Below are 22,617 nucleotides of genomic sequence, written 5' to 3'. Positions count from 1 at the left end.
TTCAGATACAACTGCACATGAAATAATTCACCGCTATTTGCCTTTTTTTGCAAACGCATTGAACTTCACGGCTGACCCAAGGAATTATCCGAATGCCTGTCGCCGCCTCACGCCTGATTTACCGTAAGCCCGTGGACAGCGATGTGCAGCGATTGTTCGCGATCTTCGGTGACCCGCAGACTAACGTGTTCAACCCGGCCGGGCCGCTCACCACGCTTGCCGAGGCGCAACGCCTGTTGGACCGCTGGCTCGAACAATGGGCCGCCGAAGGTTATGGCTGGTGGGCAATTGCCCGTTGCGAGGCGCCTGCGCACGTTATCGGGTTTGGCGGCGTAGCGCCGCTTAACTACCTGACCGAGCGGCGCATCAACCTCGGCTACCGTTTCGCCGTTGAAGCGTGGGGGCAGGGCTATGCCACCGAAATGGGCCACGACGCGCTAACGATGGCGTTCCAAACCCTCGGTGTGCCCGAGGTGTTCGGGCTGGTACGACCCGAGCATGCGGCCTCGATTCGGGTGCTGGAAAAGCTCGGCCTGCAACGCTTCGGCCTGCTCGATGATGTGCCTCGACAAGCGCCGAGCCTGGTGTTTCGGATTTGTCATCCTATAACCACGCCTGGCTGATCATTTTTACAACCCAGCAATAGCTCGGCGAGCGCCAATCTTTGCGATTGACAGCGCTCAGGCAGCCCGCTATAAAAGTGCTGGTTGTACGACGACATATGACATTACATATGTCCTATCTAACAAAAATAAAAAAGTGATGCCATGAACCTGAGTGAGCCCATCAACGCCCATCGCGTCGGCCAGGCCGTCGGCAACTATCGCTGGACTATCTGCGCGATGTTGTTTTTTGCCACCACCGTCAACTACCTCGACCGCCAGGTGCTTAGCCTGTTGGCGCCGCAGTTGTCGACGCAATTTGGCTGGAGTAACACTGATTACGCCAACATTGCGGCGGTGTTCCAGTTTGTTTACGCGATTTCGATGCTGTTTGCCGGACGCTTTGTCGACAAGATCGGTACCAAGGCTGCCTATGTGGTGGCGATTGCCATTTGGTCCACGGGCGCGATCATGCACGCGTTCGCCGTGCCGATGGGCGAGGGCATCGCTGCCGTCAGCGGCGCGATTGGCCTGGCGGTGATCCCGGTGTCGATTGCCGGCTTCATGCTCTCACGCGCGGTGCTGGCGATTGGCGAGGCGGGTAACTTCCCGATCGCGATCAAGGCGACCGCCGAATATTTCCCCAAAAAAGAGCGTTCCCTGGCCACGGGTATCTTCAACTCGGGCGCTAACGTGGGGGCGATTCTGGCGCCGATCTGCGTACCGTTGATCGCTGGCCTGTGGGGCTGGGAAGCGGCGTTCATGGTCATCGGCATGCTCGGGTTTGTGTGGGTGGCGGTGTGGTCGGCGCTGTACCAGAAACCCGAGGATCAGAAACGCCTCTCGGCCGAAGAACTCGCCTACATCCGCAGCGACCAAAGCGTACAGCCGGTTACGCCTGCACCGGCCGGCGCGGCGCAGAAAAAAGTCTCGTGGTTCAAGTTGCTCACCTACCGCCAGACGTGGGCGTTTGCCTTCGGCAAGTTCATGACCGACGGCGTGTGGTGGTTTTTCCTGTTTTGGCTACCGACCTATTTATCCGCGCAATACGGCATGAAAGGCCCGGACATCGTGATGCCGCTGGCGGTGCTGTACAGCATGACCATGGTTGGCAGTATCGGTGGTGGCTGGTTCCCCAGCTATTTCATGGCGCGCGGCGATGCACCGTATGACGGGCGCATGAAGGCGATGCTGGTGATCGCGCTGTTCCCGTTGGTGGTGTTGCTGGCGCAGCCGTTCGGCTATATCAGTTTCTGGGTGCCGGTGCTGTTGATCGGCGTGGGCGCTTCGGCGCATCAGGCGTGGTCGTGCAACATCTTCACCACCGTGTCCGACATGTTCCCGCAAAAAACCGTGGCCTCGGTGGTTGGCATCGGCGGCATGGCGGGTGGTTTGGGCGGTGTGGTGATGACCAAGATTGGCGGGTGGGTGTTTGACTACTACAAGTCAATCAACGACATCCACACCGGCTACATGATCATGTTTGCGATTTGTGCGTTGGCGTATCTGGTGGCCTGGAGCGTGATGAAAGCGCTGGTGCCACGCCACAAGGAAATCACTGACCTGTAAGCACTGATCTGTAAATAGAAGCGCCGGGGGGGGGGCCCCCCCCCCCCCCCCCACGGTAGTGGTGTTCGCAGCGCCTGGGACTAGCCCGGTACGCGACGGATTTTGGCGCCGAGCATCTGCAGTTTTTCTTCGATGCATTCGTAACCACGGTCGATGTGGTAAATGCGGTCGATCAGGGTGTCACCGTCAGCGCACAGTGCCGAAATGACCAGGCTGGCCGAGGCACGCAGGTCGGTAGCCATGACTGGCGCGCCCTTGAGCTTGTCGATACCGGTGACGATGGCGGTGTTGCCTTCGACCTGGATCTTGGCGCCCATGCGGTGCAGTTCGTAGACGTGCATGAAGCGGTTTTCGAAGATGGTCTCGATCACGGCACCGGTGCCTTCAGCAATGGCGTTCAAGGAAATGAACTGCGCCTGCATGTCGGTCGGGAACGCCGGGTACGGAGCGGTACGCACATTAACGGCTTTTGGCCGCTTGCCGTGCATGTTCAGCTCGATCCAGTCATCACCGGTAGTGATTTCAGCACCGGCTTCCTTGAGCTTTTCCAACACCGCTTCAAGGATGGTCGGATCAGTGTCCTTGACCTTGACGCGGCCACCGGTAACGGCAGCAGCCACCAGGTAGGTGCCGGTCTCGATACGGTCCGGCATCACTTTGTAGGTGGCCGAGTGCAGGCGTTTGACACCTTCAATGGTGATGGTGTCGGTGCCGGCGCCAGTGATGTTGGCCCCCATGGCGATCAGGAAGTTAGCCAGGTCGACCACTTCCGGCTCGCGCGCGGCGTTTTGCAACACGCTGCGGCCGTTGGCCAGGGCAGCCGCCATCATGATGTTCTCGGTACCGGTCACGCTGACGGTATCAAAGAAGAAGTTCGCACCGCGCAGGCCGCCTTCCGGCGCCTTGGCCTTGATGTAGCCGCCTTCGACGTCGATGGTCGCGCCCATGGCTTCAAGGCCACGGATGTGCAGGTCGACCGGACGTGAACCGATGGCGCAACCGCCAGGCAAAGCGACTTCGGCTTCACCGAAACGGGCAACCATTGGGCCTAGTACCAGGATCGACGCACGCATGGTTTTAACCAATTCGTACGGGGCGATCAGGGTTTTAATCGTGCGCGGGTCGATTTCGACGGACAGTTTTTCGTCAATCACCGGCTCAATGCCCATGCGACCGAACAGCTCGATCATGGTGGTGATGTCGTGCAGGTGCGGCAGGTTGGCCACGGTGACCGGGCCATCGCACAGCAGGGTCGCCGCCAGAATCGGCAGGGCAGAGTTTTTCGCACCGGAAATGCGAATCTCGCCATCTAGGCGGGCACCGCCGGTAATAATCAATTTATCCATAAGAATCTCGACGCCTTGGGGGCTCAGGTGCGCTCGGCCCAGGCCGCGCGGCTGAAAAATTTCATAGTGACCGCGTGGATGCTGCCATCGGTGATCCACGGGTTCAAATGGGCATAGATCTGCTGTTGACGCTTGACCGGGCTCAGTGCCGCCAGTTCATCGCTAATCACGTTCAGCTGGAAGTTGCAGCCTTCGCCTTCAACTTCAACCTGCACTTGTGAAGAAAGGTTTTCCGGCAGCTTTTCTTCAAGGAAACTCTTAACTTCGTAGGCCTGCATGCTCAACCTCTATCGGCGCCAAGTGCGCACGGGTCGCACATCATACAAAAAAGCCCCGCGCCTGCGAACCCCGCATAGCAGGACTCTGACGGGGGGCTTTCTTGATAATGGCTATTAAGGGTGTGCCAACAGCTCGGTCAGACCGGAAACCTTGGCTATTTCACGCATGTCTTCGGGCATCGCACGGATGCTCAGCGGTTTGTCGGCCGCTTGCGCATCACGCATGAAGCACAACAACAACGACAAACCAACGCTGCTGGATTTGGTGACCGCAGAGCAATCTACCACCAGCGCGGGCGCGGTGCTGCTATCGATCAGCGCCTGGCCCTGCTTGCGCAGGTCAGGCCCGGTGCGGTAATCCAGCACGCCACTGAGGAACAACTCGCCAGCGTCGCCAAGACGAACAGCCGACTCGGTCATTGCGCAGGCTTCCCGGCAGCTTGTTTGTCGGTTTCTTCTTTGGCTTTGGCGACTTCACCGGCCCAACCATTGATGGTCTTGTCCAGGTCGTTGCCATTGCGCTGCATGGCGTCAGCAAACTGATCACGGAACAGCTTGCCGATGTTGATGCCGTTGATGATCACGTTACGCAGCTTCCACTCGCCCTTGACCTTCTCGAGCGTGTATTGCACAGGGTAAACAGCGCCGTTGGTGCCTTTGACGGTCATGTTGACGCTGGTGCGATCACCCGACTCATCACCGGCTGGAGCAACGGTAATACCCTGGTTGTTGTATTCAAGTAGAGCGTTGCCGTAGAACTGGAACAGGCCCTTTTTGAAATTTTCCTGGAAGGTCTGCATCTGCGCAGGCGTAGCCTTGCGCGAATACTTGACCGTCATGATGCTGCGGGAAATGCCTTCGGCATCGACCACCGGGCCAACAATCGTATTCAACGCTTCGTAGAACTTGGTAGGGTCTTGCTTGTACTGCTCTTTGTTGGCCGTCAAGTCAGCCAACATCCTGTTGGTCGTGTCCTGCACCAGATCGTGCGCAGAACCCGCCGCGTTGGCCATCATCGGCAGTGCTGCCAGCAGCACCAGCAGGCCACGTCGCAAGGTAGAGATCATGAACAGATTCCTCATTTGGCGTCTTTATTGACCGTATTGAGCAGGAATTTACCGATCAAGTCTTCAAGCACCAACGACGACTGTGTGTCGTGGATTGTCGAACCATCCTTGAGCAGGTCTGTTTCCCCACCCACGCTGATACCGATGTACTTTTCGCCCAGCAAACCCGCGGTGAGAATAGATGCAGTGGAGTCGGTCGGCAGGTTATCTACCTTCTTGTCCAATTGCATGGTGACTCGGCCGGTGAAGCTGTCGCGATCCAGATCGATTGCCGTGACCTTGCCGATGGTTACACCGGCCATGGTCACTTTAGCTCTGACAGTCAAACCGGCGATATTGTCGAAGTACGCATAAAGTTTATAAGTGTCGGCCGTAGGGCTGGCCGAAAGGCCGCTGACCCGCAGGGCCAGCAACAGTAAAGCCAGGATGCCAGCCAGCAAGAAAAGGCCGACACCGATTTCAACAGTGCGGTTTTGCATCAGAAATCTCCAAACATCAAGGCAGTCAAAATGAAGTCAAGGCCCAGTACCGCCAGCGAGGCGTATACAACGGTCTTGGTGGTGGCGCGACTGATCCCTTCCGAAGTGGGCTCACAGTCATAGCCTTGAAATACGGCGATCCAGGTGACGACAAAAGCGAAAACGATGCTTTTTATGATGCCGTTGAGCACGTCGCCGCTGAAGGTCACACTGTTTTGCATGTTGCCCCAGTAAGAGCCGTCATAGACGCCCAACCAGTCAACCGCGACCCAGGAACCGCCCCAAATACCGACCACGCTGAAAATCATCGCCAGCAGCGGCAGGGAAATGAAACCGGCCCACAGGCGTGGGGCAACGATGTACTTGAGCGGGTCCACGCCGATCATCTCAAGGCTGGACAACTGCTCGGTGGACTTCATGTTGCCGATCTCGGCGGTCAGTGCAGAACCTGCACGCCCGGCAAACAGCAACGCCGTCACCACCGGGCCGAGTTCGCGCAACAGCGTCAGCGCAACCATCTGCCCCACCGCCTGCTCCGAACCGTAGCTTGCGAGAATATTGAAGCCCTGCAACGCCAGCACCATGCCGATGAAAATCCCGGAGACCACGATGATCACCAGGGACATCACGCCTACCGAGTGCAGCTGTTTGAGCAACAGGCCGAAACCGCCGCCGATGCCGCCACGGCCAAGCAATGCGTGAAACAGGAAAATCGTCGAACGCCCCAGCACTCCGACAATGTCGATACCGGAGCGACCAAAAAGGCGAACCTTTTCGAGTAAAGATGTTTTGCGCATCAGCGCTTCCCCAGAAGATCTGAGCGGTAGTCCGCTGCCGGAAAATGAAAAGGCACCGGGCCGTCGGGATCGCCGGTCATGAATTGGCGAATACGCGGGTTGTCGGCGTTCATCAGCTCTTCAGGCGTGCCCTGCCCCAACACTTGACCATCGCCGACTACATAAAGGTAGTCAGCGATGCTCGCGGTCTCGGCCAAATCGTGAGAAACCACGATACTGGTGATTCCCAGCGCGTCGTTGAGCAGGCGGATGAGGCGCACCAAAACGCCCATGGCGATTGGGTCCTGACCAACAAACGGCTCGTCGTACATGAGGATCTGCGGGTCGAGGGCAATGGCTCGCGCCAGCGCAACACGGCGCTTCATGCCACCGGACAATTCATCGGGCATCAAGTCGACGGCACCGCGAAGACCCACGGCCTGCAGTTTCAGCAACACAATGTCACGAATCATTTCGTCCGACAGCTGGGTGTGCACCCGCAGTGGGAACGCTACGTTTTCGAACACATCGAGGTCGGTGAACAGCGCGCCACTCTGGAACAACACGCCCATGTGCTTGCGCGCATCGAACAGATCGCTGCGCGAAAGCTTCGGCAGGTTCTGACCGTTGACCCACACTTCGCCGGCGCTGGGCCGCAGTTGCATGCCCATCAAGCGCAACAGGGTGGTCTTACCGCAACCGGAAGGCCCCATTATGCCCGTGACCTTGCCGCGGGGAATGCGAATATCGACGTTATTGAAGATGCTGCGCGTCCCGCGCTTGAAGGTAAGGCCCTTCAGCTCGACCGCGTAGGCGTTATCGGCACTCATCTAATCTCCTTGGGATGCAGCCTTTCACTCAGACACCACGGTTGCGACTTTCGTTTGCACGAACGCGTAATATTTAGCTACATGATGTTGGCGGACCGAACTGGCGGCGAACTATATCACCGCTGACAGGAAGCCCCCAAGGCCGGAACAGCGCTCGTTCAGATTAAGGACAGGCAAAAAACGCTGCTGAGTACGAATCTCGGCACCTGCCGAATAAAGCCTGACGAACTTGCGTGAGGGAATTGATCATTACCGCTATAATCGCCGCCTTTTCGTCAGGCTATACGATTTCAGACATGAGCCAATCCAGCGAGCTTGTTCAATCCGCACAACGCACTATCCGTCTCGAGCTTGAAGCCGTAGAGGGTTTACTGGCCCATATCGACGCGGATTTCGTACGCGCCTGCGAAATGATTCTGGCCAGCAAAGGCCGTGTCGTCGTGCTCGGCATGGGTAAATCCGGCCACGTCGGCAACAAGATCGCCGCCACACTGGCAAGCACCGGCACCACGGCTTTTTTTGTGCACCCGGCCGAAGCCAGCCACGGCGACATGGGCATGATCACCAAGGATGACATCATCCTGGCGTTGTCGAACTCCGGCACTACCAACGAAATCGTGACCCTGCTGCCGCTGATCAAACGCTTGGGCATCAAAATGATCAGCGTCACCGGCAACCCGGAGTCCACGCTGGCCAAGGCCGCCGAAGTGAACCTGAACGTGCATGTAGCGCATGAAGCCTGCCCACTGAACCTGGCGCCAACCTCCTCGACGACGGCTGCGCTGGTCATGGGCGATGCCTTGGCCGTGGCACTGCTGGAAGCTCGCGGCTTCACCGCTGAAGACTTTGCGTTTTCGCACCCTGGCGGCGCCCTGGGCCGTCGCCTGCTGCTGAAAGTTGAAAACGTCATGCATTCGGGTGACGAATTGCCCCACGTGCAGCGTGGCACCTTGCTCAAGGACGCGCTGATGGAAATGACCCGCAAGGGCCTCGGCATGACCGTTATCCTGGAAGCCGACGGGCGCCTGGCCGGGGTGTTCACCGACGGTGACCTGCGCCGCACGCTGGACCGCACTATTGATATTCACACGGCAACCATTGATGCGGTGATGACGCCACACGGCAAGACCGCCCGCCCCGAGATGCTTGCAGCCGAAGCGCTGAAGATCATGGAAGACCACAAGATTGGCGCACTGGTGGTGGTCAATAGCGACGACCGCCCGATCGGCGCCCTGAACATGCACGACTTGCTGCGTGCGGGAGTGATGTAAATGACCAGCGACCTGCTGCAACGCGGTAAAAACATCAAACTGGCGATTTTCGACGTCGACGGCGTGCTGACCGATGGCCGCCTGTACTTTCTCGAAGACGGCAGCGAATTCAAGACGTTTAATACCCTCGACGGCCAAGGCATCAAAATGTTGATGGCGGCCGGCGTGCAAACAGCGATTATCAGTGGTCGAAAAACACCGGTTGTAGAACGCCGCGCACAAAACCTCGGGATTCCTCACCTGTATCAGGGCCGCGAGGATAAACTGGTGGTTCTGGACGAGCTTCTTGGCCAACTCAACCTAAGCTATGAGCAGGTCGCCTACCTGGGTGACGACCTGCCCGACCTGCCGGTGATTCGCCGGGTGGGTCTGGGCATGGCCGTCGCGAATGCTGCGGCTTTTGTGCGTGAACATGCGCATGGCATTACCAGCGCACGAGGCGGTGAAGGTGCAGCCCGCGAGTTCTGCGAGTTGATCCTGCGCGCCCAAGGCAGTCTTGAAGCGGCCCACGCCGCCTACCTATAGAGCGTTTTATGCTGAGCAAAAAGATTCGCAACTTCCTGTTATTCGGAGTGATCGCCGCGCTGTTCCTGGCGGTGGGCTACTGGAATATCAGCCCGGAGCGCTTCCTCGACAAGCCTGTTGCACAGGTGGATGAAGGCGCTATCGACTATTACGCGACCAACGCCTACAGCGTGCAGTTCTTGCCAGACGGCAAGGTGCAGTACGAAATGACTTCGGACAAAGTCGAGCATTTGAAGGCCTCCGAAGTCACCTTGCTGACCAACCCGGACCTGAACCTTTACCGTGGCACCGAATTTCCGTGGCACGTCACCAGCAAGCGTGGCGAGGTCAACCCGGACGGTACGCAGGTAGAACTGATCGACTCGGTACGCGTTGCGCGCACTGACGACCAGAACCGCGACACCATCATTACCAGCAGTCGCATGACCGTTTTCCCACAACAGCAATATGCGCAGACCGAGCAAGACGTTAGAATCGACGGCGCTGGCGGTGTATCGACTGGCAAGGGAATGAAAGCGTATTTGAAAGAAAGCAGGATACACCTGCTATCGAACGTAAGAGGACAGTATGAGGCTCGTTAAAACTCTCCCTATTTTGCTCAGTCTGGGCGCAGCACTGGGAAGCGTGAGCGCCTGGGCTCTGCCGAACGATAGCGAGCAACCGATCCACATTCAGGCTGACGATGCTCAGCTGGATGACAAACAAGGCGTGGCCACCTACACCGGCGGCGTGATCATCACCCAAGGTTCGATGAAAATCACTGGCAATACAGTGACGCTCACGCGTACCCCGGCGGGCGAGATCGACGTGGTAACGTCGGTGGGCAACCTTGCCTACTTCGAACAGAAGCAGGCCGCCGCAGACCCTGCCCCGATGAAGGGCTACGGCAGGACCATCCAGTATCACGCCCAGCAAAATCGCATCATTCTGATCGATCAAGCGCGTGTCGTGAGCAGCGATGGCAACACCACCGACGGTGAAAAAATCACCTACGACACGGTGAAGCAGATCGCTCAGGCGGGTCGTGCGACCGGCGCGAAAATCGGTACGCCGAAACCGCGTATCGACATGGTTATCCAGCCGAAGCAGAAAGACGCCGCCGCCCCTGCGCCTAAACCCGCTGCGAAGAAGGCCAATTAATGGCAACCCTGAAAGCCCAGCATTTGGCCAAGGCCTATAAAAGCCGCCAGGTCGTGCGCGATGTCAGCCTGTCGATCGACAGCGGCCAGATCGTCGGCCTGCTCGGCCCCAACGGTGCCGGCAAGACTACTTGCTTCTACATGATTGTGGGGCTGGTCCAGGCGGATCAAGGCCGCGTATTGATCGACGACCTGGACGTAAGCCACCAGCCGATGCACGGTCGTGCGCGCGCAGGTATCGGCTATCTGCCCCAGGAAGCGTCGATCTTCCGCAAACTGTCGGTCGCCGATAACATCATGGCGATCCTTGAGACCCGCAAGGAACTCGACCGTGACGGCCGCCGCCAGGAACTGGAAAGCCTGCTGCAGGAGTTCCACATCAACCATATTCGCGACAACCTCGGCATGAGCTTGTCGGGTGGTGAGCGTCGCCGTGTAGAAATCGCCCGTGCGCTGGCCACTGCGCCGAAATTTATCCTGCTGGACGAGCCGTTTGCTGGCGTTGACCCTATCTCGGTTGGCGACATCAAGCAGATCATCCATCACCTCAAGGCCAAGGGCATCGGTGTACTAATCACCGACCACAACGTGCGTGAGACTCTGGATATTTGTGAAACAGCTTATATCGTCAACGATGGCCAGCTGATTGCCGAAGGCGACTCAGCCACCATCCTGGCCAACGAACTGGTCAAGGAAGTTTACCTGGGCCACGAGTTCCGCCTGTAAGTACGGCGGTGTCCGGCCTTGCGCCTGGGTGCGCGGGAGTCAATAAAAAGCTCGATTTTTTTATTGTTACCGCGCTCTAGGCAAAGCACTGGATATCAGGCATATAATTTGCTTATGTTTGGCGCTCACGCGCCCTGTCGTGGATGGCGCATTGCGCCGGCGAATAAGGTGTTAAGCCCCTGCCATGAAACCATCGCTAGTCCTGAGAATGGGCCAGCAGCTGACGATGACACCGCAGCTGCAACAGGCCATCCGCCTGCTCCAATTGTCGACCCTGGACCTGCAACAGGAAATCCAGGAGGCCCTGGAGTCCAATCCGATGCTCGAACGCCAGGAAGAAGGCGACGACTTCGATAATGCAGACCCGCTGGCCGATAACATCGAGCAAAAACCCAACGCTGATGTGCAGGAACCCTCCTACCAGGAAACCGCCCCTACGGTGGATAACCTTGAGGACGGCGAATGGAATGAACGCATTCCCAACGAACTCCCCGTGGACACTGCGTGGGAAGACGTTTACCAGACCAGCGCCAGCAGCCTGCCGAGCAACGATGATGACGAGTGGGACTTCACCACCCGTACGTCTGTTGGCGAAAGCTTGCAGAGCCACTTGCTCTGGCAACTGAACCTGGCACCGATGTCGGATACCGATCGCCTGATCGCGGTGACGCTGATCGACTGCATCAACAATCAGGGCTACCTGGACGAAAGCCTTGAGGAAATTCTTGAGGCCTTCGACCCGGAGCTGGACATTGAGCTGGATGAAATCGAAGCCGTCCTGCACCGGATCCAACAGTTCGAGCCTGCCGGTATCGGCGCGCGCACGCTCAGCGAGTGCTTATTGCTGCAACTGCGCCAACTGCCTACCAAAACCGCTTGGCTGGCTGAAGCCCAGCGCCTGGTAACCGACTACATCGACCTGCTGGGCAGCCGCGATTACAGCCAACTGATGCGCCGCATGAAGCTAAAGGAAGATGACCTGCGCCAGGTCATCGAGTTGGTACAGAGCCTCAACCCGCGCCCGGGCTCACAGATCGAGTCCAGTGAAGCTGAATATGTGGTTCCCGATGTGATCGTGCGCAAAGACAACGAGCGCTGGCTGGTGGAGCTGAACCAGGAATCGGTGCCACGCCTGCGGGTCAATCCGCAATATGCTGGTTTTGTGCGCCGCGCCGACACCAGCGCCGACAACACCTTCATGCGCAACCAGTTGCAGGAAGCGCGCTGGTTCATCAAGAGCCTGCAAAGCCGCAACGAAACCCTGATGAAAGTGGCTACCCAGATCGTCGAGCACCAGCGCGGCTTCCTGGAATATGGCGACGAGGCGATGAAACCCTTGGTACTGCACGACATCGCCGAAGCGGTGGGCATGCACGAATCAACGATTTCGCGGGTTACCACGCAAAAATTCATGCATACCCCTCGCGGTATTTATGAGTTGAAATACTTTTTCTCAAGCCACGTCAGCACCTCCGAAGGCGGTGAATGCTCGTCCACGGCGATCCGCGCGATCATCAAAAAACTGGTTGCCGCGGAAAATCAGAAAAAGCCATTGAGTGACAGTAAGATCGCTGGTTTACTGGAGGCACAAGGCATTCAGGTCGCCCGTCGAACCGTCGCCAAATACCGCGAGTCCCTTGGGATCGCGCCTTCCAGCGAGCGTAAACGTTTGATGTGACGGGCGGGCCACAGCGTTCCAGTGGCAGGCATTTCTGCCTGTCGCTTTATGCACTGGCAACGAAGGAGAAGCTGTATGCAAGTCAACATCAGTGGACACCAGCTGGAAGTCACCAAGCCCCTGCGTGAGTACACCGAGAGCAAGCTGAACAAGCTTGCGGGGCATTATGACAAGATCACCAACGTGCAGGTCATCATGGAGGTCGACAAGCTCAAGCAGAAAATCGAGGCCACCCTGCACATACCGAATGCCAAGGTCGTCGCCAATGCGGAACATGACGACATGTACGCGGCGATTGACTCGCTCTACGACAAGCTGGACCGCCAACTCATAAAGCATAAGGAAAAGAATCTGCACCTGATGCAAGGTACAGGTCGTTAACTCTCCCCCCATGATCCGACTTGAAACCATCCTGACCCCCGGCCGTTCCCTCGTGAACGTGCCGGGCGGCAGTAAAAAGAAAGCCCTCGAAGAAATTGCCAAACTGATCAGCCGCGAAGTGCCTGACCTGGATGAGCAAGTTGTTTACGAGTCGCTGATTGCCCGTGAAAAACTCGGATCGACCGGTTTTGGTAACGGCATCGCCATCCCGCACTGTCGCCTGCCAGGCTGTGAATCGCCTGTCAGTGCCCTGCTGCACATGGAAAAACCCATCGATTTCGACGCCATCGACGGTGCGCCGGTCGACCTGCTGTTCGTTCTGCTGGTCCCGCAAGCCGCTACCGATGCACACCTGGAGCTGCTCCGGCAGATCGCCAGCATGCTGGACCGCAAGGAAGTACGCGACAAACTGCGCAGTGCCAGTAGCAACGAGGCGCTCTATCAGGTTGTCCTGGACGAACAAAACGGGCAGTAATCATGCGCTTGATCATCGTCAGCGGCCGTTCCGGCTCGGGTAAAAGTACCGCCCTCAACGTTCTTGAGGACAGCGGCTTCTATTGCATCGATAACTTGCCGGCCGGCCTGCTGCCGGAACTGGCGGAACGCGCGCTGATTCACACCGAACTGGCGCAACCGTTGGTTGCCGTGTCGATTGACGCGCGTAACCTGCCCAGCCATCTGGTGCGCTTCCCGCAATTGCTTGAGGAAGTGCGCGCCAAGCATATTCATTGCGATGTGCTGTACCTGGATGCCGATGAAGAAACGCTGCTCAAGCGCTTCTCCGAGACACGCAGGCGGCACCCCCTCAGCAGCGCCAACCGCTCGTTGGCCGAAGCCATTGAGGACGAGACCAACCTGCTCGGGCCGATCATTGACCTCGCCGACCTCAAGATCAACACCACAGGCCTGAACCTCTATCAGTTGCGTGATGCGATCAAGCTGCGGCTGTTGAATCAACCGGAGCCTGGTACGGCATTTCTGGTTGAGTCTTTTGGCTTCAAGCGCGGCATGCCGGTGGATGCCGACCTGGTGTTTGATGTGCGCTGCCTGCCCAACCCTTACTGGAAACCAGAGCTGCGTGAACAGTCCGGGCTGGATAAGCCCGTGGCCGATTACCTGGCCGCGCAACCGGATGTCGAAGAGATGTATCAGGACATCTCAAGTTACCTGCTCAAATGGCTGCCACGCTTTGCCGCGAGTAATCGCGCCTACGTGACCATTGCCATCGGCTGCACCGGCGGCCACCATCGCTCCGTCTACCTGACCGAACGGTTGGGCCAGGTGCTGCAACAAACCCTCAAGAACGTCCAGGTTCGCCACCGCGACCTTAGCTGAAAGGAACACCTGCGCGATGCCCGCTCTGGAAATTGAAATCATCAACAAACTGGGCCTGCATGCCCGCGCTTCGGCAAAATTCGTCGGTGTTGCCGGGCAATTCCCCTGCCAGATCCGCGCCGGGCGCACGCCGGAAACCATGGTCGACGGCAAAAGCATCATGGCGATGATGATGTTGGCCGCCGGCAAAGGCACCAGGATTCACCTGAAGACCGAAGGCGAGCAAGAACAGGAAGCCATGGACGCACTGGTGGCGCTGATCAATAACTTCTTTGATGAGGGTGAGTAAACTCACCCACCGAGGCAGGTACGAGGCCGCAATGGCCTCAGCCCAATGCGGTATCCATCACCATCATCAAGCAAAACCCGATGCACAAGCCAAGGCTGGCGAGCTTTTCGTGGCCATTACGCCGCGATTCGGGGATCACTTCATGGGTGACCACCAACAGCATCGCGCCCGCGGCCAACGCCAGCCCCAAGGGCAGCAATACTTCGGCCAAGCTCACCAGCCAAGCGCACAGCACGGCAAACACCGGCTCGACCAGGCCTGACGCGGCACCGATCAAAAATGCCTTGGCGCGCGACATGCCTGCCCCCGCCAATACCAGCGCAATCACCAAACCCTCCGGCACATCCTGCAGGGCTATGCCCATGGCCAAGCTGTCGGAATCCGGCATGCCCCCGCCTGCGGAAACGCCCACCGCCATGCCTTCCGGGATGTTATGGGCAATGATCGCAAACACGAACAGCCAGATGCGCGGGGGAATCACCGGTTTACCCGGCGCGCCCACCAGCATCTCCGGGCTGGCGCCGGACACTTTGCGGTCGACCAAATACAGCCCGAATGCCCCTAGCATGATGCCAAGGCTGATCAAACCACTCGCGCCCCAAGGCGACAGGCCGAGGCTTTCAGCGGCGGCAATGCCCGGCACGATCAGCGAAAAGGCCGTCGCCGCCAACATCACTCCGGCACCAAAGCCCAACAGGGTATCGCTCAGCGCCACCGGCATACGACGAATAACCAATACCGGCAGCGCGCCGAGCGCCGTGCCAAGCGCGCAGATCGACCCGCCCTGCAAGGCACGCAGTATGCGTGGCTCCAAGCCGAGCCAAGCTATCCCGTTGGCCACCAGCAATGCAGTACCTGCCAATAGCAGCAGCGAGCCAAACGCATAACGAAACATTCGCACGCTGCTGATCGCCAGTGTTTCAGTGCCCATAGTCGGCCTTAGGTCGTGTTGGAGGGGAAAGTCAGGCCAAGGCGGCTTCATAGCGGGCGGCGACTTCTGGCCAATTGATAACGCTGTAGAACGCGTTGATGTATTCCGGGCGACGGTTCTGGTACAGCAAGTAATAGGCATGCTCCCACACGTCCAGGCCGAGGATCGGCGTGTTGCCGTTCATCAGCGGGCTGTCCTGATTACCACTGCTTTCTACTACCAGGGTCTTTTGTGGGGTGACGCTGAGCCAAGCCCAGCCGCTGCCGAAACGGGTTAACGCGGCCTTGGTGAAGGCCTCTTTGAACCGCTCGAAACCGCCCAACTGAGCCTCTATCGCCTGGCCCAGTACGCCCTCGGGTTTACCGCCGCCGGTGGGTGACATCACCGCCCAGAACAGCGAATGGTTAGCGTGGCCGCCGCCTTGGTTGATGACTGCGGCGCGCAGCGTTTGCGGCAATTGCTGAACGCTGGCCACCAGCTTCTCGACCGGCCAGCCGGCAAATTCGGTGCCCTCGACCGCCGCATTGAGGTTATTGATGTAGGTCTGGTGATGCTTGGTGTAGTGAATTTCCATGGTCTGCGCATCGATATGCGGTTCCAGGGCGTCGTAGGCGTAGGGCAAGGCAGGCAAGGTGTAGGACATATCAATGTGCTCCGTAATAAGGACTGTTGCGAGTCGCCGCACCCGCGTGCGCAGCGGTGCCGCCCAGCAGGCGGTGAGTACGCGGGTACTCACCGTGATCGCTGATAAAATTCAACAGTTCGACGTAGGTCTTGCTGCTTTGGCGCAGCGCCGCCTCGCGCAATTGCGGGCTGAGGCGTGTGTCCTGCAGCGTTTGCAACAAGCGCTGGTGGATGGCGCAAAGGTATTCGGCGCTTTCCTCGGGCTGGTTAAGGCGCAGGTGCAAGTCCGCCAGGTTGTGATGGGAAATGACGCAAGCCGCCACTGCTTCGTCAGCATCCGCCCAGCGTTCGAATAACACTTGAGCCAGGGCCAGGGCTTGCAAATAGGCCTCGCGAGCGTCGACCAACTCGCCCTGCATAAAGCAGCGATTGGCGCGTTCGATCGTGCGTTTCCAGTGCTCCATGGTGAGCCTCCAAAGCAGAGTCGGTAATTACACGCCGCCAGCCGTGAGCTTTTCCGGGTCCAGCAGGATTTCCAGTTGGCTACGGGGCAAGTCGGTGTGTTCGAGGGCGACATCAATCACCGGTCGACCTTGCTGATAGGCCTTCTTGGCGATTTCAGCGGCTTTTTGGTAACCAATGATCGGGTTGAGTGCCGTGACCAGAATCGGGTTGCGTGACAGCGCTTCCTTGAGCTTGGCCTCATTGACCTTGAAGCTCGCGATGGCTTTGTCGGCCAGCAAACGACTGGCGTTGGCCAGCAGTTCGAGGCTGCTGAGCAGGTTCTGGGCGATGATCGGCAACATCACGTTCAATTCGAAATTGCCGGACTGACCCGCCACCGTAATCACCGTGTCATTGCCGATAACTTGCGCAGCGACCATCGCGGTAGCTTCCGGTATCACCGGGTTGACCTTGCCGGGCATGATCGACGAACCAGGCTGCAGGGCTTCCAACTCGATTTCACCGAGGCCTGCGAGCGGGCCGGAATTCATCCAGCGCAGGTCGTTGGCGATTTTCATCAGCGAGACGGCGGTGGCCTTCAATTGGCCGGACACCGCCACGGCGGTGTCTTGGGAGCCGATCAACGCGAACAGATTTTTGCCTGGCGTGAAGTTAACGCCGGTCAGGCTGCTCAGTTGCTGACTGAAGCGCGCGGCAAATTCTGGGTGTGCGTTGATCCCGGTCCCCACGGCGGTGCCGCCCTGAGCCAGGGCCTGCAAGCTCGGCAGCAAGTCCTGCAAATGGCCGATATTGGCCTTGAGCTGTTGCGCCCAGCCATTCAGCACCTGGCTCATGCGCACCGGCATGGCATCCATCAGGTGGGTGCGGCCAGTCTTGATAAACGGGTGAACTTCTTCGGCCTTACGCTCGATCACTTGCACCAGGTGCAGCAGAGCCGGCAACGTTTGTTCATGCAAAACCAACGCTGCGCTGACGTGAATGGTGGTGGGGATAATGTCGTTGCTGCTCTGGCCGCAGTTTACGTGGTCATTGGGGTTGACCGCCTCGCCCAGCAAACGGCTGGCCAGGGTCGCAATCACTTCGTTGGCGTTCATGTTGGAACTGGTGCCGGAGCCGGTCTGGAAGATGTCCACCGGGAAATGCGGCATGTAATCGCCTTCCAACAAGCCTTGGGCAGCATCGACAATGGCTTTGCCCTGCGCCGCGCTGATCTGTTGCAGGTCGACGTTGACCTTGGCGGCTGCCACCTTGGCCAGGATCAGGGCACGGATGAATTGCGCCGGCATACGCTGGTGGCTGATCGGGAAGTTGTTCACCGCGCGCTGGGTCTGGGCGCCATACAAGGCCTCGGCAGGCACTTGCAGTTCGCCCATGCTGTCGCGTTCGATACGGGTGTTACTCATCGTTAGATCCTTGCACCAGGTCAGAAACGGAAAGGGAAGGCAGCAATTGGCAGGTCGCCAATTGCCAGGCAAAAGCCTGCCAGCGCTTGAGGCGGCAGGCACAGTGGGAGAGTTTTTCGAGGTCGCGCAATGGGCGCCACGCCTGGTCCAGGCACAGGGATCGCCAATGCCAGGGCAAAGCGATATCGCTGGCGGTGTCGAGCAGCAGTCGGAATGAGGTTTCGGCAATCGTCCACGGGTGCGTTGCGCTGCAACACGCCAGGTATCGCCCCTCATTGAGGTAATGCTCGATCAGGCGCGGCTCATCCGGGGCAAGGCCACAGCGAATCTGACGACTCATCCAGCGCCAGCTTTCCTGGTACGGATCCTCATGCAGGACAGAACTCATGATCCACACTCATTCGGTAATGATATTTATTATTAAATGATATTGAGAATCAAAACAAGAGTGACATGTTAATCCACGTGTGACACAGGCACAAAAAAAGGCGCGCCATCGGTTGGATGGCGCGCCTTTTAGTGAAGCGTCGGAGGGTTAGCTGCCGGCGACGGTCATTCGCTCGATCAGCACAGAGCCCGTGCGAATATTACTGCGCAGCTCCAGGTCATTACCCACGGCGACGATCTGCTTGAACATGTCGCGCATGTTGCCGGCGATGGTCACTTCCTGGACGGCGAATTGAATCTCGCCGTTTTCCACCCAGAAACCTGCGGCGCCACGAGAGTAATCACCGGTCACCATATTCAGGCCGTGGCCCATCAGCTCGGTCACCAGCAGGCCACGGCCCATACGCCGCAACAGCGCCGCCTGGTCTTCGTCGCCATGCGTTACAAACAGGTTATGCACGCCACCTGAGTTGGCGGTGCTTGGCAGGCCGAGTTTACGACCGGAATAAGTGCCCAGGATGTAGGACACCAACTCGCCCTTCTCGACGAACGGCTTGGCATAAGTCGCCAGGCCATCACCGTCGAACGACGAACTGCCCATGGCGCGCATCAGGTGCGGACGCTCATCAATGGTCAGCCACTCGGGAAACAGCGTCTGGCCGAGTGCGCCTTCAAGGAACGACGATTTACGGTACAGGTTGCCACCGGAAATCGCGCTGAGGAAACTGCCGAACAAGCCGCCCGCCAGTTCGGCCGAAAACAGCACTGGCACTTCACAGGTCGGCACCGGGCGCGCGCCCAAGCGGCTCGCCGCACGTTGCGCGGCACGTTGGCCAATGCTGGCCGGGTCTGCCAGCAACTCACCCTTGCGGTTAACGTCATACCAGTAGTCACGCTGCATCTGACCGTCGGCTTCGGCGATCATCACGCAGCTCAAGCTATGGCGAGTGGAGGCGTAACCGCCGATAAAACCGTGGCTGTTGCCGTAAACGCGGCAGCCCTGATGGGTACTCAAGGTGGTGCCATCGGCATTCTTGATGCGCGCATCAGCGTCGAACGCCGCCGCTTCACAGGTCAACGCCTGCTCAATGGCTTGCTCGGGCGTGATGTCCCAGGCGTGAAACAGATCAAAATCTTTCAAGTCCTTGGCCATCAGCGCCTTGTCGGCCAGCCCCGAGCTTTCATCTTCCGAGGTGTGCTTGGCAATCGCCAACGCCGCGGCGACGGTCTCGCGAATCGCTTCCGGGCCGCTTGCCGAGGTGCTGGCCGAGCCTTTGCGCTGGCCGACGTACAAGGTGATACCAAACCCCTGGTCACGGTTGAACTCGACGGTTTCCACTTCTCGCTGGCGCACCGACGTCGACAGCCCCTGCTCCAGCGACACCGCCACTTCACAGGCACTGGCGCCCTGGCGCTTGGCCTCGGCAAGGATCTGCTCGACTTGTTCCTGCAGTGCCGGTAACGCTTGCGGACCGACGCTTTGGGCTGCACTCATGGTTTTCTCCACTCAAATTCTGCTTTCGGTTAAGGCCATCGAGCGACCGGGCCGGACAAGCGGCCCCCGACTGGTTATCATGGCGGCGTTTCTTTGCGGACTGCCACCATGGTTGATTCTTACGACGACTCCCTCGATGGGGAGAAAAGCAAAACCCAAGTCAAACGCGAGCTGCATGCTCTGGTTGACCTTGGCGAGCGCCTTACAACGCTCAAGCCGGATTTGGTTGCAAAACTGCCTTTGACCGACGAAATGCGTCGGGCGCTGGCGGATGCGCCCAAGCACACCGCGAATATCGCGCGTAAACGGCACATCATGTTTATCGGCAAATTGATGCGCGACCAGGACACTGACGCGATCCTCACATTGCTTGATCAACTGGATGCCTCCACTCGCCAGTACAACGAACGTTTCCATAACCTGGAACGTTGGCGTGACCGCCTGATCTCGGGCGATGACGCGGTGCTGGAGAAGTTCGTACTGGAATATCCGGACGCGGACCGCCAGCAATTGCGCTCCCTGATTCGTCAGGCCCAGCACGAACTGGCGCAAAACAAGGCACCGGCCACCAGCCGTAAAATTTTCAAATACATCCGTGAGCTGGACGAGACTCAACGCGGCCTGCGCTGATCCTCTTCCGCGGGTGGCGGTCTTCGCCACCCGAAGCTCCACGTCTTACGAGCCCGTGCCACCCACGGTGATCGCATCAATTTTCAAGGTTGGCTGGCCGACACCCACCGGCAACGACTGCCCGTCTTTCCCGCAGGTGCCCACGCCGCTGTCCAGCGACAGGTCATTACCGACCATCGACACCTTGCTCATGGCTTCCGGCCCGTTACCAATCAACGTTGCCCCTTTGACCGGCGCGGTAATTTTGCCGTCTTCGATCAGGTACGCCTCGCTGGTGGAGAACACGAATTTGCCGCTGGTGATGTCCACTTGGCCGCCGCCAAGGTTGGCGCAATAAATACCGCGTTTTACCGAGGCGATGATTTCCGCCGGGTCGCTTTCGCCACCGAGCATGTAGGTGTTGGTCATGCGCGGCATCGGCAAGTGCGCGTAGGACTCGCGCCGGCCGTTACCGGTGCGCGCAACGCCCATCAGGCGCGCGTTGAGCTTGTCTTGCATGTAGCCTTTGAGCACGCCGTTTTCGATCAGGGTGGTGCACTCGGTCGGCGTGCCTTCGTCGTCGACGCTCAGCGAGCCACGGCGACCGGCCAAGGTGCCGTCATCGACAATCGTGCACAGCTTGGACGCGACCATTTCGCCCATGCGCCCGCTGTAGGCCGAACTGCCTTTACGGTTGAAATCGCCTTCCAGGCCATGGCCCACCGCTTCGTGGAGCAACACGCCGGACCAACCCGAACCCAGCACCACCGGCAATGTGCCCGCCGGTGCCGGAATCGCTTCCAGGTTGACCAGCGCCTGACGCAGTGCTTCACGGGCATAACCCATGGCACGGTCTTCGGCGAGGAAATAACGGTAGTCGGTACGCCCGCCACCGCCGTGGCCGCCGCGCTCGCGGCGACCATTCTGCTCGACGATCACACTGACATTAAAGCGCACCAGCGGCCGTACATCCGCCGCCAGCCCGCCGTCGGTGGAGGCCACCAGAATGCGCTCCCACACACCGGCCATGCTCACGGTCACTTGCTGGATACGCGGGTCGAGGGCGCGGGTGGCCGCATCGATTCGTTTGAGCAAATCGACTTTTTCCGCACGGCTGATCACCTCCAGCGGGTTATCCGGTGCGTACAACTGCGCCACGTCCTGGGTGCTGAACGCCTGCACCGTGCCATGTTGACCCGCGCGGGAAATCGAGCGCGCGGCACGCGCGGCCAGCCCCAAGGCCTCCAGCGTGATTGCGTTGCTGTAGGCAAAACCGGTTTTTTCACCGGACTGCGCACGCACGCCTACACCTTGATCAAGGTTGAAGCTGCCTTCCTTGACGATGCCGTCTTCGAGCGCCCAGGACTCGGAAATCTGCCCCTGAAAATACAGGTCGGCCGCGTCGATGCCTGGCCCGGCCAGATCGCCGAGCACGGTTTGCAAGCTTTCGATGGTCACGCCACCGGGTGCCAGGAGGTGTTCACTGACTGAGGACAACAACTCGCTCATAGGTTTGGCCTTAAATTCATCGTTCCGAAGCAGGCCGCTGCGCGCCCTGCGAGAAAAAGCGCCGATGGTTGACCACCGGCATGCGCGCCCGTATCGACGCCTGTTCGCTGCTGTCGCGCGCGGCCAGCAACACCGCTTCGCCTTGATCCTGTTGCGCCAGCACACGGCCCCAAGGGTCGACAATCGCCGCGTGGCCATGCGTTTCGCGTGGTCCTGGGTGCACGCCACCTTGCGCTGCCGCCAGCAGGTAACACTGGGTTTCGATGGCCCGCGCACGAATCAACACATCCCAATGCGCGGCGCCGGTAACCGCCGTGAACGCCGAGGGCGCGGTAATCAATTCAGCCCCCGCCGCGCGCAACTCGCTGTACAGCTCCGGGAAGCGCAAGTCGTAACACACCGTCAGGCCCAATCGCCCTACCGGCGTATCCGCCACAACTACGTTGCTGCCAAAAGCATAGTCGTCAGATTCACGGTAACGACCGCGAACATCCGCGACGTCGACATCGAACAGGTGCAGCTTGTCGTAGCGGGCGACGATTTCGCCCCGGTCATCGATCAGCAGCGAGCAAGCGTTGGACTTGGCGTGAGGTTGGTCTTGGGGCGGTAACGGTAAAGTGCCGGCCACTATCCATAAGGTGAGGTCGCGGGCGGTCTGTTTCAACCATGGCAGTATCGGGCCTTCACCCAATGCTTCGGCGCGACCAATATCAGCCACGTCGCGACGGCCCATGGCAGCGAAGTTTTCCGGCAGCACCGCCAGCCTAGCACCGCCCGCCGCCGCTTGCTCCAGCAAGCGCCGCGCTTGGGCCAGGTTAGCCAGCACATCACTCTGGCTGACCATTTGAATTACCGCAAAGGACATTGGCCGACGCTCCGTAATGGGCCTGTGGCGATGCTACT

At 59.0% G+C, this 22,617-nt stretch carries 28 protein-coding genes; 13 read left to right on the top strand and 15 right to left on the bottom strand.

The annotated features are described in order from the left end of the window. The first annotated feature begins 92 nt into the window (after positions 1–92). Together ACOZK9_RS05165 and ACOZK9_RS05160 are read left to right on the top strand one after the other, a co-directional pair. Positions 93–623 carry a GNAT family N-acetyltransferase gene (locus ACOZK9_RS05165; RefSeq protein WP_421555393.1) on the top strand — a complete coding sequence of 177 codons (531 nt, stop codon included), beginning with the start codon at positions 93–95 and terminating at the stop codon, positions 621–623. A gap of 144 nt (positions 624–767) precedes the next feature. Further along, positions 768–2,171 (top strand): MFS transporter, encoded by a 1,404-nt coding sequence (locus tag ACOZK9_RS05160; protein WP_058411191.1) that lies wholly within the window; start codon positions 768–770, stop codon positions 2,169–2,171. 80 nt (positions 2,172–2,251) lie between these two features. Here ACOZK9_RS05160 and murA read toward each other — a convergent pair whose 3' ends face one another. The 7 genes from murA to ACOZK9_RS05125 all read right to left on the bottom strand — a co-directional run bounded on the left by murA (position 2,252) and on the right by ACOZK9_RS05125 (position 6,947). Further along, positions 2,252–3,517 carry a UDP-N-acetylglucosamine 1-carboxyvinyltransferase gene (gene murA, locus ACOZK9_RS05155; RefSeq protein ID WP_058414313.1) on the bottom strand — a complete coding sequence of 422 codons (1,266 nt, stop codon included), beginning with the start codon at positions 3,515–3,517 and terminating at the stop codon, positions 2,252–2,254. Between the two features lie 23 nt (positions 3,518–3,540). After that, positions 3,541–3,795, bottom strand: a complete 255-nt coding sequence (locus tag ACOZK9_RS05150) for a BolA family protein (protein WP_058414314.1) — start codon at positions 3,793–3,795, stop codon at positions 3,541–3,543. 114 nt (positions 3,796–3,909) lie between these two features. Continuing rightward, on the bottom strand, positions 3,910–4,215 hold the full coding sequence (locus ACOZK9_RS05145; RefSeq protein WP_058414315.1) for an STAS domain-containing protein: 306 nt from the start codon (positions 4,213–4,215) through the stop codon (positions 3,910–3,912). Further along, on the bottom strand, positions 4,212–4,862 hold the full coding sequence (locus ACOZK9_RS05140; RefSeq protein WP_058414316.1) for an MlaC/ttg2D family ABC transporter substrate-binding protein: 651 nt from the start codon (positions 4,860–4,862) through the stop codon (positions 4,212–4,214). Before ACOZK9_RS05140 ends, ACOZK9_RS05145 begins: the two co-directional genes overlap by 4 nt. 11 nt (positions 4,863–4,873) lie before the next feature. Then, positions 4,874–5,341, bottom strand: a complete 468-nt coding sequence (gene mlaD, locus ACOZK9_RS05135) for an outer membrane lipid asymmetry maintenance protein MlaD (protein ID WP_058414317.1) — start codon at positions 5,339–5,341, stop codon at positions 4,874–4,876. Beyond that, entirely contained in the window at positions 5,341–6,138 is a 798-nt protein-coding gene (gene mlaE, locus ACOZK9_RS05130; RefSeq protein WP_058414318.1) for a lipid asymmetry maintenance ABC transporter permease subunit MlaE, read from the bottom strand. Before mlaE ends, mlaD begins: the two co-directional genes overlap by 1 nt. Next, a complete protein-coding gene (locus ACOZK9_RS05125; RefSeq protein WP_058414319.1) occupies positions 6,138–6,947 on the bottom strand; it encodes an ATP-binding cassette domain-containing protein in 810 nt (269 codons plus the stop codon). Before ACOZK9_RS05125 ends, mlaE begins: the two co-directional genes overlap by 1 nt. 296 nt (positions 6,948–7,243) lie before the next feature. On the opposite strand from ACOZK9_RS05125, the gene ACOZK9_RS05120 reads away from it, so the two are divergent. The 10 genes from ACOZK9_RS05120 to ACOZK9_RS05075 all read left to right on the top strand — a co-directional run bounded on the left by ACOZK9_RS05120 (position 7,244) and on the right by ACOZK9_RS05075 (position 14,291). Continuing rightward, positions 7,244–8,218 carry a KpsF/GutQ family sugar-phosphate isomerase gene (locus tag ACOZK9_RS05120; protein WP_058414320.1) on the top strand — a complete coding sequence of 325 codons (975 nt, stop codon included), beginning with the start codon at positions 7,244–7,246 and terminating at the stop codon, positions 8,216–8,218. Continuing rightward, entirely contained in the window at positions 8,219–8,743 is a 525-nt protein-coding gene (locus ACOZK9_RS05115) for a KdsC family phosphatase (RefSeq protein ID WP_058414321.1), read from the top strand. 8 nt (positions 8,744–8,751) lie between these two features. Continuing rightward, positions 8,752–9,324 (top strand): LPS export ABC transporter periplasmic protein LptC, encoded by a 573-nt coding sequence (lptC, locus tag ACOZK9_RS05110; RefSeq protein WP_058414322.1) that lies wholly within the window; start codon positions 8,752–8,754, stop codon positions 9,322–9,324. Next, positions 9,311–9,883, top strand: coding sequence for a lipopolysaccharide transport periplasmic protein LptA (gene lptA, locus ACOZK9_RS05105; RefSeq protein WP_058414323.1), 573 nt, complete (start codon positions 9,311–9,313; stop codon positions 9,881–9,883). The genes lptC and lptA overlap by 14 nt, the downstream gene beginning before the upstream one ends. Beyond that, entirely contained in the window at positions 9,883–10,608 is a 726-nt protein-coding gene (gene lptB, locus ACOZK9_RS05100; protein WP_004372092.1) for an LPS export ABC transporter ATP-binding protein, read from the top strand. The genes lptA and lptB overlap by 1 nt, the downstream gene beginning before the upstream one ends. 184 nt (positions 10,609–10,792) lie before the next feature. Beyond that, complete coding sequence (locus ACOZK9_RS05095; RefSeq protein ID WP_421555392.1) at positions 10,793–12,286, top strand: RNA polymerase factor sigma-54; 1,494 nt, start codon at positions 10,793–10,795, stop codon at positions 12,284–12,286. A 75-nt stretch (positions 12,287–12,361) separates the two neighbouring features. Beyond that, positions 12,362–12,667, top strand: a complete 306-nt coding sequence (gene hpf, locus ACOZK9_RS05090) for a ribosome hibernation-promoting factor, HPF/YfiA family (RefSeq protein WP_058414325.1) — start codon at positions 12,362–12,364, stop codon at positions 12,665–12,667. A gap of 10 nt (positions 12,668–12,677) precedes the next feature. Then, entirely contained in the window at positions 12,678–13,142 is a 465-nt protein-coding gene (ptsN, locus tag ACOZK9_RS05085; RefSeq protein WP_058414326.1) for a PTS IIA-like nitrogen regulatory protein PtsN, read from the top strand. Between the two features lie 2 nt (positions 13,143–13,144). Beyond that, complete coding sequence (rapZ, locus tag ACOZK9_RS05080) at positions 13,145–14,002, top strand: RNase adapter RapZ (RefSeq protein ID WP_058414327.1); 858 nt, start codon at positions 13,145–13,147, stop codon at positions 14,000–14,002. 16 nt (positions 14,003–14,018) lie between these two features. Further along, entirely contained in the window at positions 14,019–14,291 is a 273-nt protein-coding gene (locus ACOZK9_RS05075) for an HPr family phosphocarrier protein (RefSeq protein ID WP_058414328.1), read from the top strand. A gap of 37 nt (positions 14,292–14,328) precedes the next feature. Here ACOZK9_RS05075 and ACOZK9_RS05070 read toward each other — a convergent pair whose 3' ends face one another. The 6 genes from ACOZK9_RS05070 to pmbA form a co-directional block, all read right to left on the bottom strand. Then, positions 14,329–15,222, bottom strand: a complete 894-nt coding sequence (locus ACOZK9_RS05070) for a ZIP family metal transporter (protein ID WP_421555391.1) — start codon at positions 15,220–15,222, stop codon at positions 14,329–14,331. A gap of 31 nt (positions 15,223–15,253) precedes the next feature. Further along, positions 15,254–15,865 (bottom strand): superoxide dismutase, encoded by a 612-nt coding sequence (locus ACOZK9_RS05065; RefSeq protein ID WP_122250491.1) that lies wholly within the window; start codon positions 15,863–15,865, stop codon positions 15,254–15,256. A 1-nt stretch (position 15,866) separates the two neighbouring features. Next, the gene (locus ACOZK9_RS05060) at positions 15,867–16,310 is read right to left on the bottom strand and encodes a hypothetical protein (RefSeq protein ID WP_058414331.1); all 444 of its coding nucleotides are present in this window, start codon (positions 16,308–16,310) and stop codon (positions 15,867–15,869) included. Positions 16,311–16,337: 27 nt separating this feature from the next. Beyond that, complete coding sequence (locus tag ACOZK9_RS05055) at positions 16,338–17,714, bottom strand: class II fumarate hydratase (protein WP_421555390.1); 1,377 nt, start codon at positions 17,712–17,714, stop codon at positions 16,338–16,340. After that, on the bottom strand, positions 17,707–18,102 hold the full coding sequence (locus ACOZK9_RS05050) for a hypothetical protein (protein WP_058414333.1): 396 nt from the start codon (positions 18,100–18,102) through the stop codon (positions 17,707–17,709). The genes ACOZK9_RS05055 and ACOZK9_RS05050 overlap by 8 nt, the downstream gene beginning before the upstream one ends. Before the next feature lie 147 nt (positions 18,103–18,249). Beyond that, entirely contained in the window at positions 18,250–19,596 is a 1,347-nt protein-coding gene (gene pmbA / locus ACOZK9_RS05045) for a metalloprotease PmbA (RefSeq protein ID WP_122250493.1), read from the bottom strand. A gap of 108 nt (positions 19,597–19,704) precedes the next feature. On the opposite strand from pmbA, the gene yjgA reads away from it, so the two are divergent. Further along, entirely contained in the window at positions 19,705–20,226 is a 522-nt protein-coding gene (gene yjgA, locus ACOZK9_RS05040) for a ribosome biogenesis factor YjgA (RefSeq protein ID WP_058414335.1), read from the top strand. Between the two features lie 45 nt (positions 20,227–20,271). Here yjgA and tldD read toward each other — a convergent pair whose 3' ends face one another. Together tldD and ACOZK9_RS05030 are read right to left on the bottom strand one after the other, a co-directional pair. Then, the gene (gene tldD / locus ACOZK9_RS05035) at positions 20,272–21,714 is read right to left on the bottom strand and encodes a metalloprotease TldD (RefSeq protein ID WP_058414336.1); all 1,443 of its coding nucleotides are present in this window, start codon (positions 21,712–21,714) and stop codon (positions 20,272–20,274) included. Between the two features lie 16 nt (positions 21,715–21,730). Continuing rightward, positions 21,731–22,579, bottom strand: coding sequence for a carbon-nitrogen hydrolase family protein (locus ACOZK9_RS05030; RefSeq protein WP_421555389.1), 849 nt, complete (start codon positions 22,577–22,579; stop codon positions 21,731–21,733). Positions 22,580–22,617: the final 38 nt, after the last annotated feature.

The sequence above is a fragment of the Pseudomonas kitaguniensis genome, from assembly GCF_049199985.1.
Classification (GTDB): Bacteria; Pseudomonadota; Gammaproteobacteria; order Pseudomonadales; family Pseudomonadaceae; genus Aquipseudomonas; species Aquipseudomonas kitaguniensis.
This window is presented reverse-complemented; position numbering and strand designations above follow the sequence as displayed.

What these genes read in the sequence shown, in the direction of transcription:
- ACOZK9_RS05165 (WP_421555393.1), top strand. Translation starts at nt 93, where the DNA reads ATGCCTGTCGCCGCCTCACGCCTGATTTACCGTAAGCCCGTGGACAGC.
- ACOZK9_RS05160 (WP_058411191.1), top strand. Translation starts at nt 768, where the DNA reads ATGAACCTGAGTGAGCCCATCAACGCCCATCGCGTCGGCCAGGCCGTC.
- murA (WP_058414313.1), bottom strand. Translation starts at nt 3,517, where the DNA reads ATGGATAAATTGATTATTACCGGCGGTGCCCGCCTAGATGGCGAGATT.
- ACOZK9_RS05150 (WP_058414314.1), bottom strand. Translation starts at nt 3,795, where the DNA reads ATGCAGGCCTACGAAGTTAAGAGTTTCCTTGAAGAAAAGCTGCCGGAA.
- ACOZK9_RS05145 (WP_058414315.1), bottom strand. Translation starts at nt 4,215, where the DNA reads ATGACCGAGTCGGCTGTTCGTCTTGGCGACGCTGGCGAGTTGTTCCTC.
- ACOZK9_RS05140 (WP_058414316.1), bottom strand. Translation starts at nt 4,862, where the DNA reads ATGATCTCTACCTTGCGACGTGGCCTGCTGGTGCTGCTGGCAGCACTG.
- mlaD (WP_058414317.1), bottom strand. Translation starts at nt 5,341, where the DNA reads ATGCAAAACCGCACTGTTGAAATCGGTGTCGGCCTTTTCTTGCTGGCT.
- mlaE (WP_058414318.1), bottom strand. Translation starts at nt 6,138, where the DNA reads ATGCGCAAAACATCTTTACTCGAAAAGGTTCGCCTTTTTGGTCGCTCC.
- ACOZK9_RS05125 (WP_058414319.1), bottom strand. Translation starts at nt 6,947, where the DNA reads ATGAGTGCCGATAACGCCTACGCGGTCGAGCTGAAGGGCCTTACCTTC.
- ACOZK9_RS05120 (WP_058414320.1), top strand. Translation starts at nt 7,244, where the DNA reads ATGAGCCAATCCAGCGAGCTTGTTCAATCCGCACAACGCACTATCCGT.
- ACOZK9_RS05115 (WP_058414321.1), top strand. Translation starts at nt 8,219, where the DNA reads ATGACCAGCGACCTGCTGCAACGCGGTAAAAACATCAAACTGGCGATT.
- lptC (WP_058414322.1), top strand. Translation starts at nt 8,752, where the DNA reads ATGCTGAGCAAAAAGATTCGCAACTTCCTGTTATTCGGAGTGATCGCC.
- lptA (WP_058414323.1), top strand. Translation starts at nt 9,311, where the DNA reads ATGAGGCTCGTTAAAACTCTCCCTATTTTGCTCAGTCTGGGCGCAGCA.
- lptB (WP_004372092.1), top strand. Translation starts at nt 9,883, where the DNA reads ATGGCAACCCTGAAAGCCCAGCATTTGGCCAAGGCCTATAAAAGCCGC.
- ACOZK9_RS05095 (WP_421555392.1), top strand. Translation starts at nt 10,793, where the DNA reads ATGAAACCATCGCTAGTCCTGAGAATGGGCCAGCAGCTGACGATGACA.
- hpf (WP_058414325.1), top strand. Translation starts at nt 12,362, where the DNA reads ATGCAAGTCAACATCAGTGGACACCAGCTGGAAGTCACCAAGCCCCTG.
- ptsN (WP_058414326.1), top strand. Translation starts at nt 12,678, where the DNA reads ATGATCCGACTTGAAACCATCCTGACCCCCGGCCGTTCCCTCGTGAAC.
- rapZ (WP_058414327.1), top strand. Translation starts at nt 13,145, where the DNA reads ATGCGCTTGATCATCGTCAGCGGCCGTTCCGGCTCGGGTAAAAGTACC.
- ACOZK9_RS05075 (WP_058414328.1), top strand. Translation starts at nt 14,019, where the DNA reads ATGCCCGCTCTGGAAATTGAAATCATCAACAAACTGGGCCTGCATGCC.
- ACOZK9_RS05070 (WP_421555391.1), bottom strand. Translation starts at nt 15,222, where the DNA reads ATGGGCACTGAAACACTGGCGATCAGCAGCGTGCGAATGTTTCGTTAT.
- ACOZK9_RS05065 (WP_122250491.1), bottom strand. Translation starts at nt 15,865, where the DNA reads ATGTCCTACACCTTGCCTGCCTTGCCCTACGCCTACGACGCCCTGGAA.
- ACOZK9_RS05060 (WP_058414331.1), bottom strand. Translation starts at nt 16,310, where the DNA reads ATGGAGCACTGGAAACGCACGATCGAACGCGCCAATCGCTGCTTTATG.
- ACOZK9_RS05055 (WP_421555390.1), bottom strand. Translation starts at nt 17,714, where the DNA reads ATGAGTAACACCCGTATCGAACGCGACAGCATGGGCGAACTGCAAGTG.
- ACOZK9_RS05050 (WP_058414333.1), bottom strand. Translation starts at nt 18,102, where the DNA reads ATGAGTTCTGTCCTGCATGAGGATCCGTACCAGGAAAGCTGGCGCTGG.
- pmbA (WP_122250493.1), bottom strand. Translation starts at nt 19,596, where the DNA reads ATGAGTGCAGCCCAAAGCGTCGGTCCGCAAGCGTTACCGGCACTGCAG.
- yjgA (WP_058414335.1), top strand. Translation starts at nt 19,705, where the DNA reads ATGGTTGATTCTTACGACGACTCCCTCGATGGGGAGAAAAGCAAAACC.
- tldD (WP_058414336.1), bottom strand. Translation starts at nt 21,714, where the DNA reads ATGAGCGAGTTGTTGTCCTCAGTCAGTGAACACCTCCTGGCACCCGGT.
- ACOZK9_RS05030 (WP_421555389.1), bottom strand. Translation starts at nt 22,579, where the DNA reads ATGTCCTTTGCGGTAATTCAAATGGTCAGCCAGAGTGATGTGCTGGCT.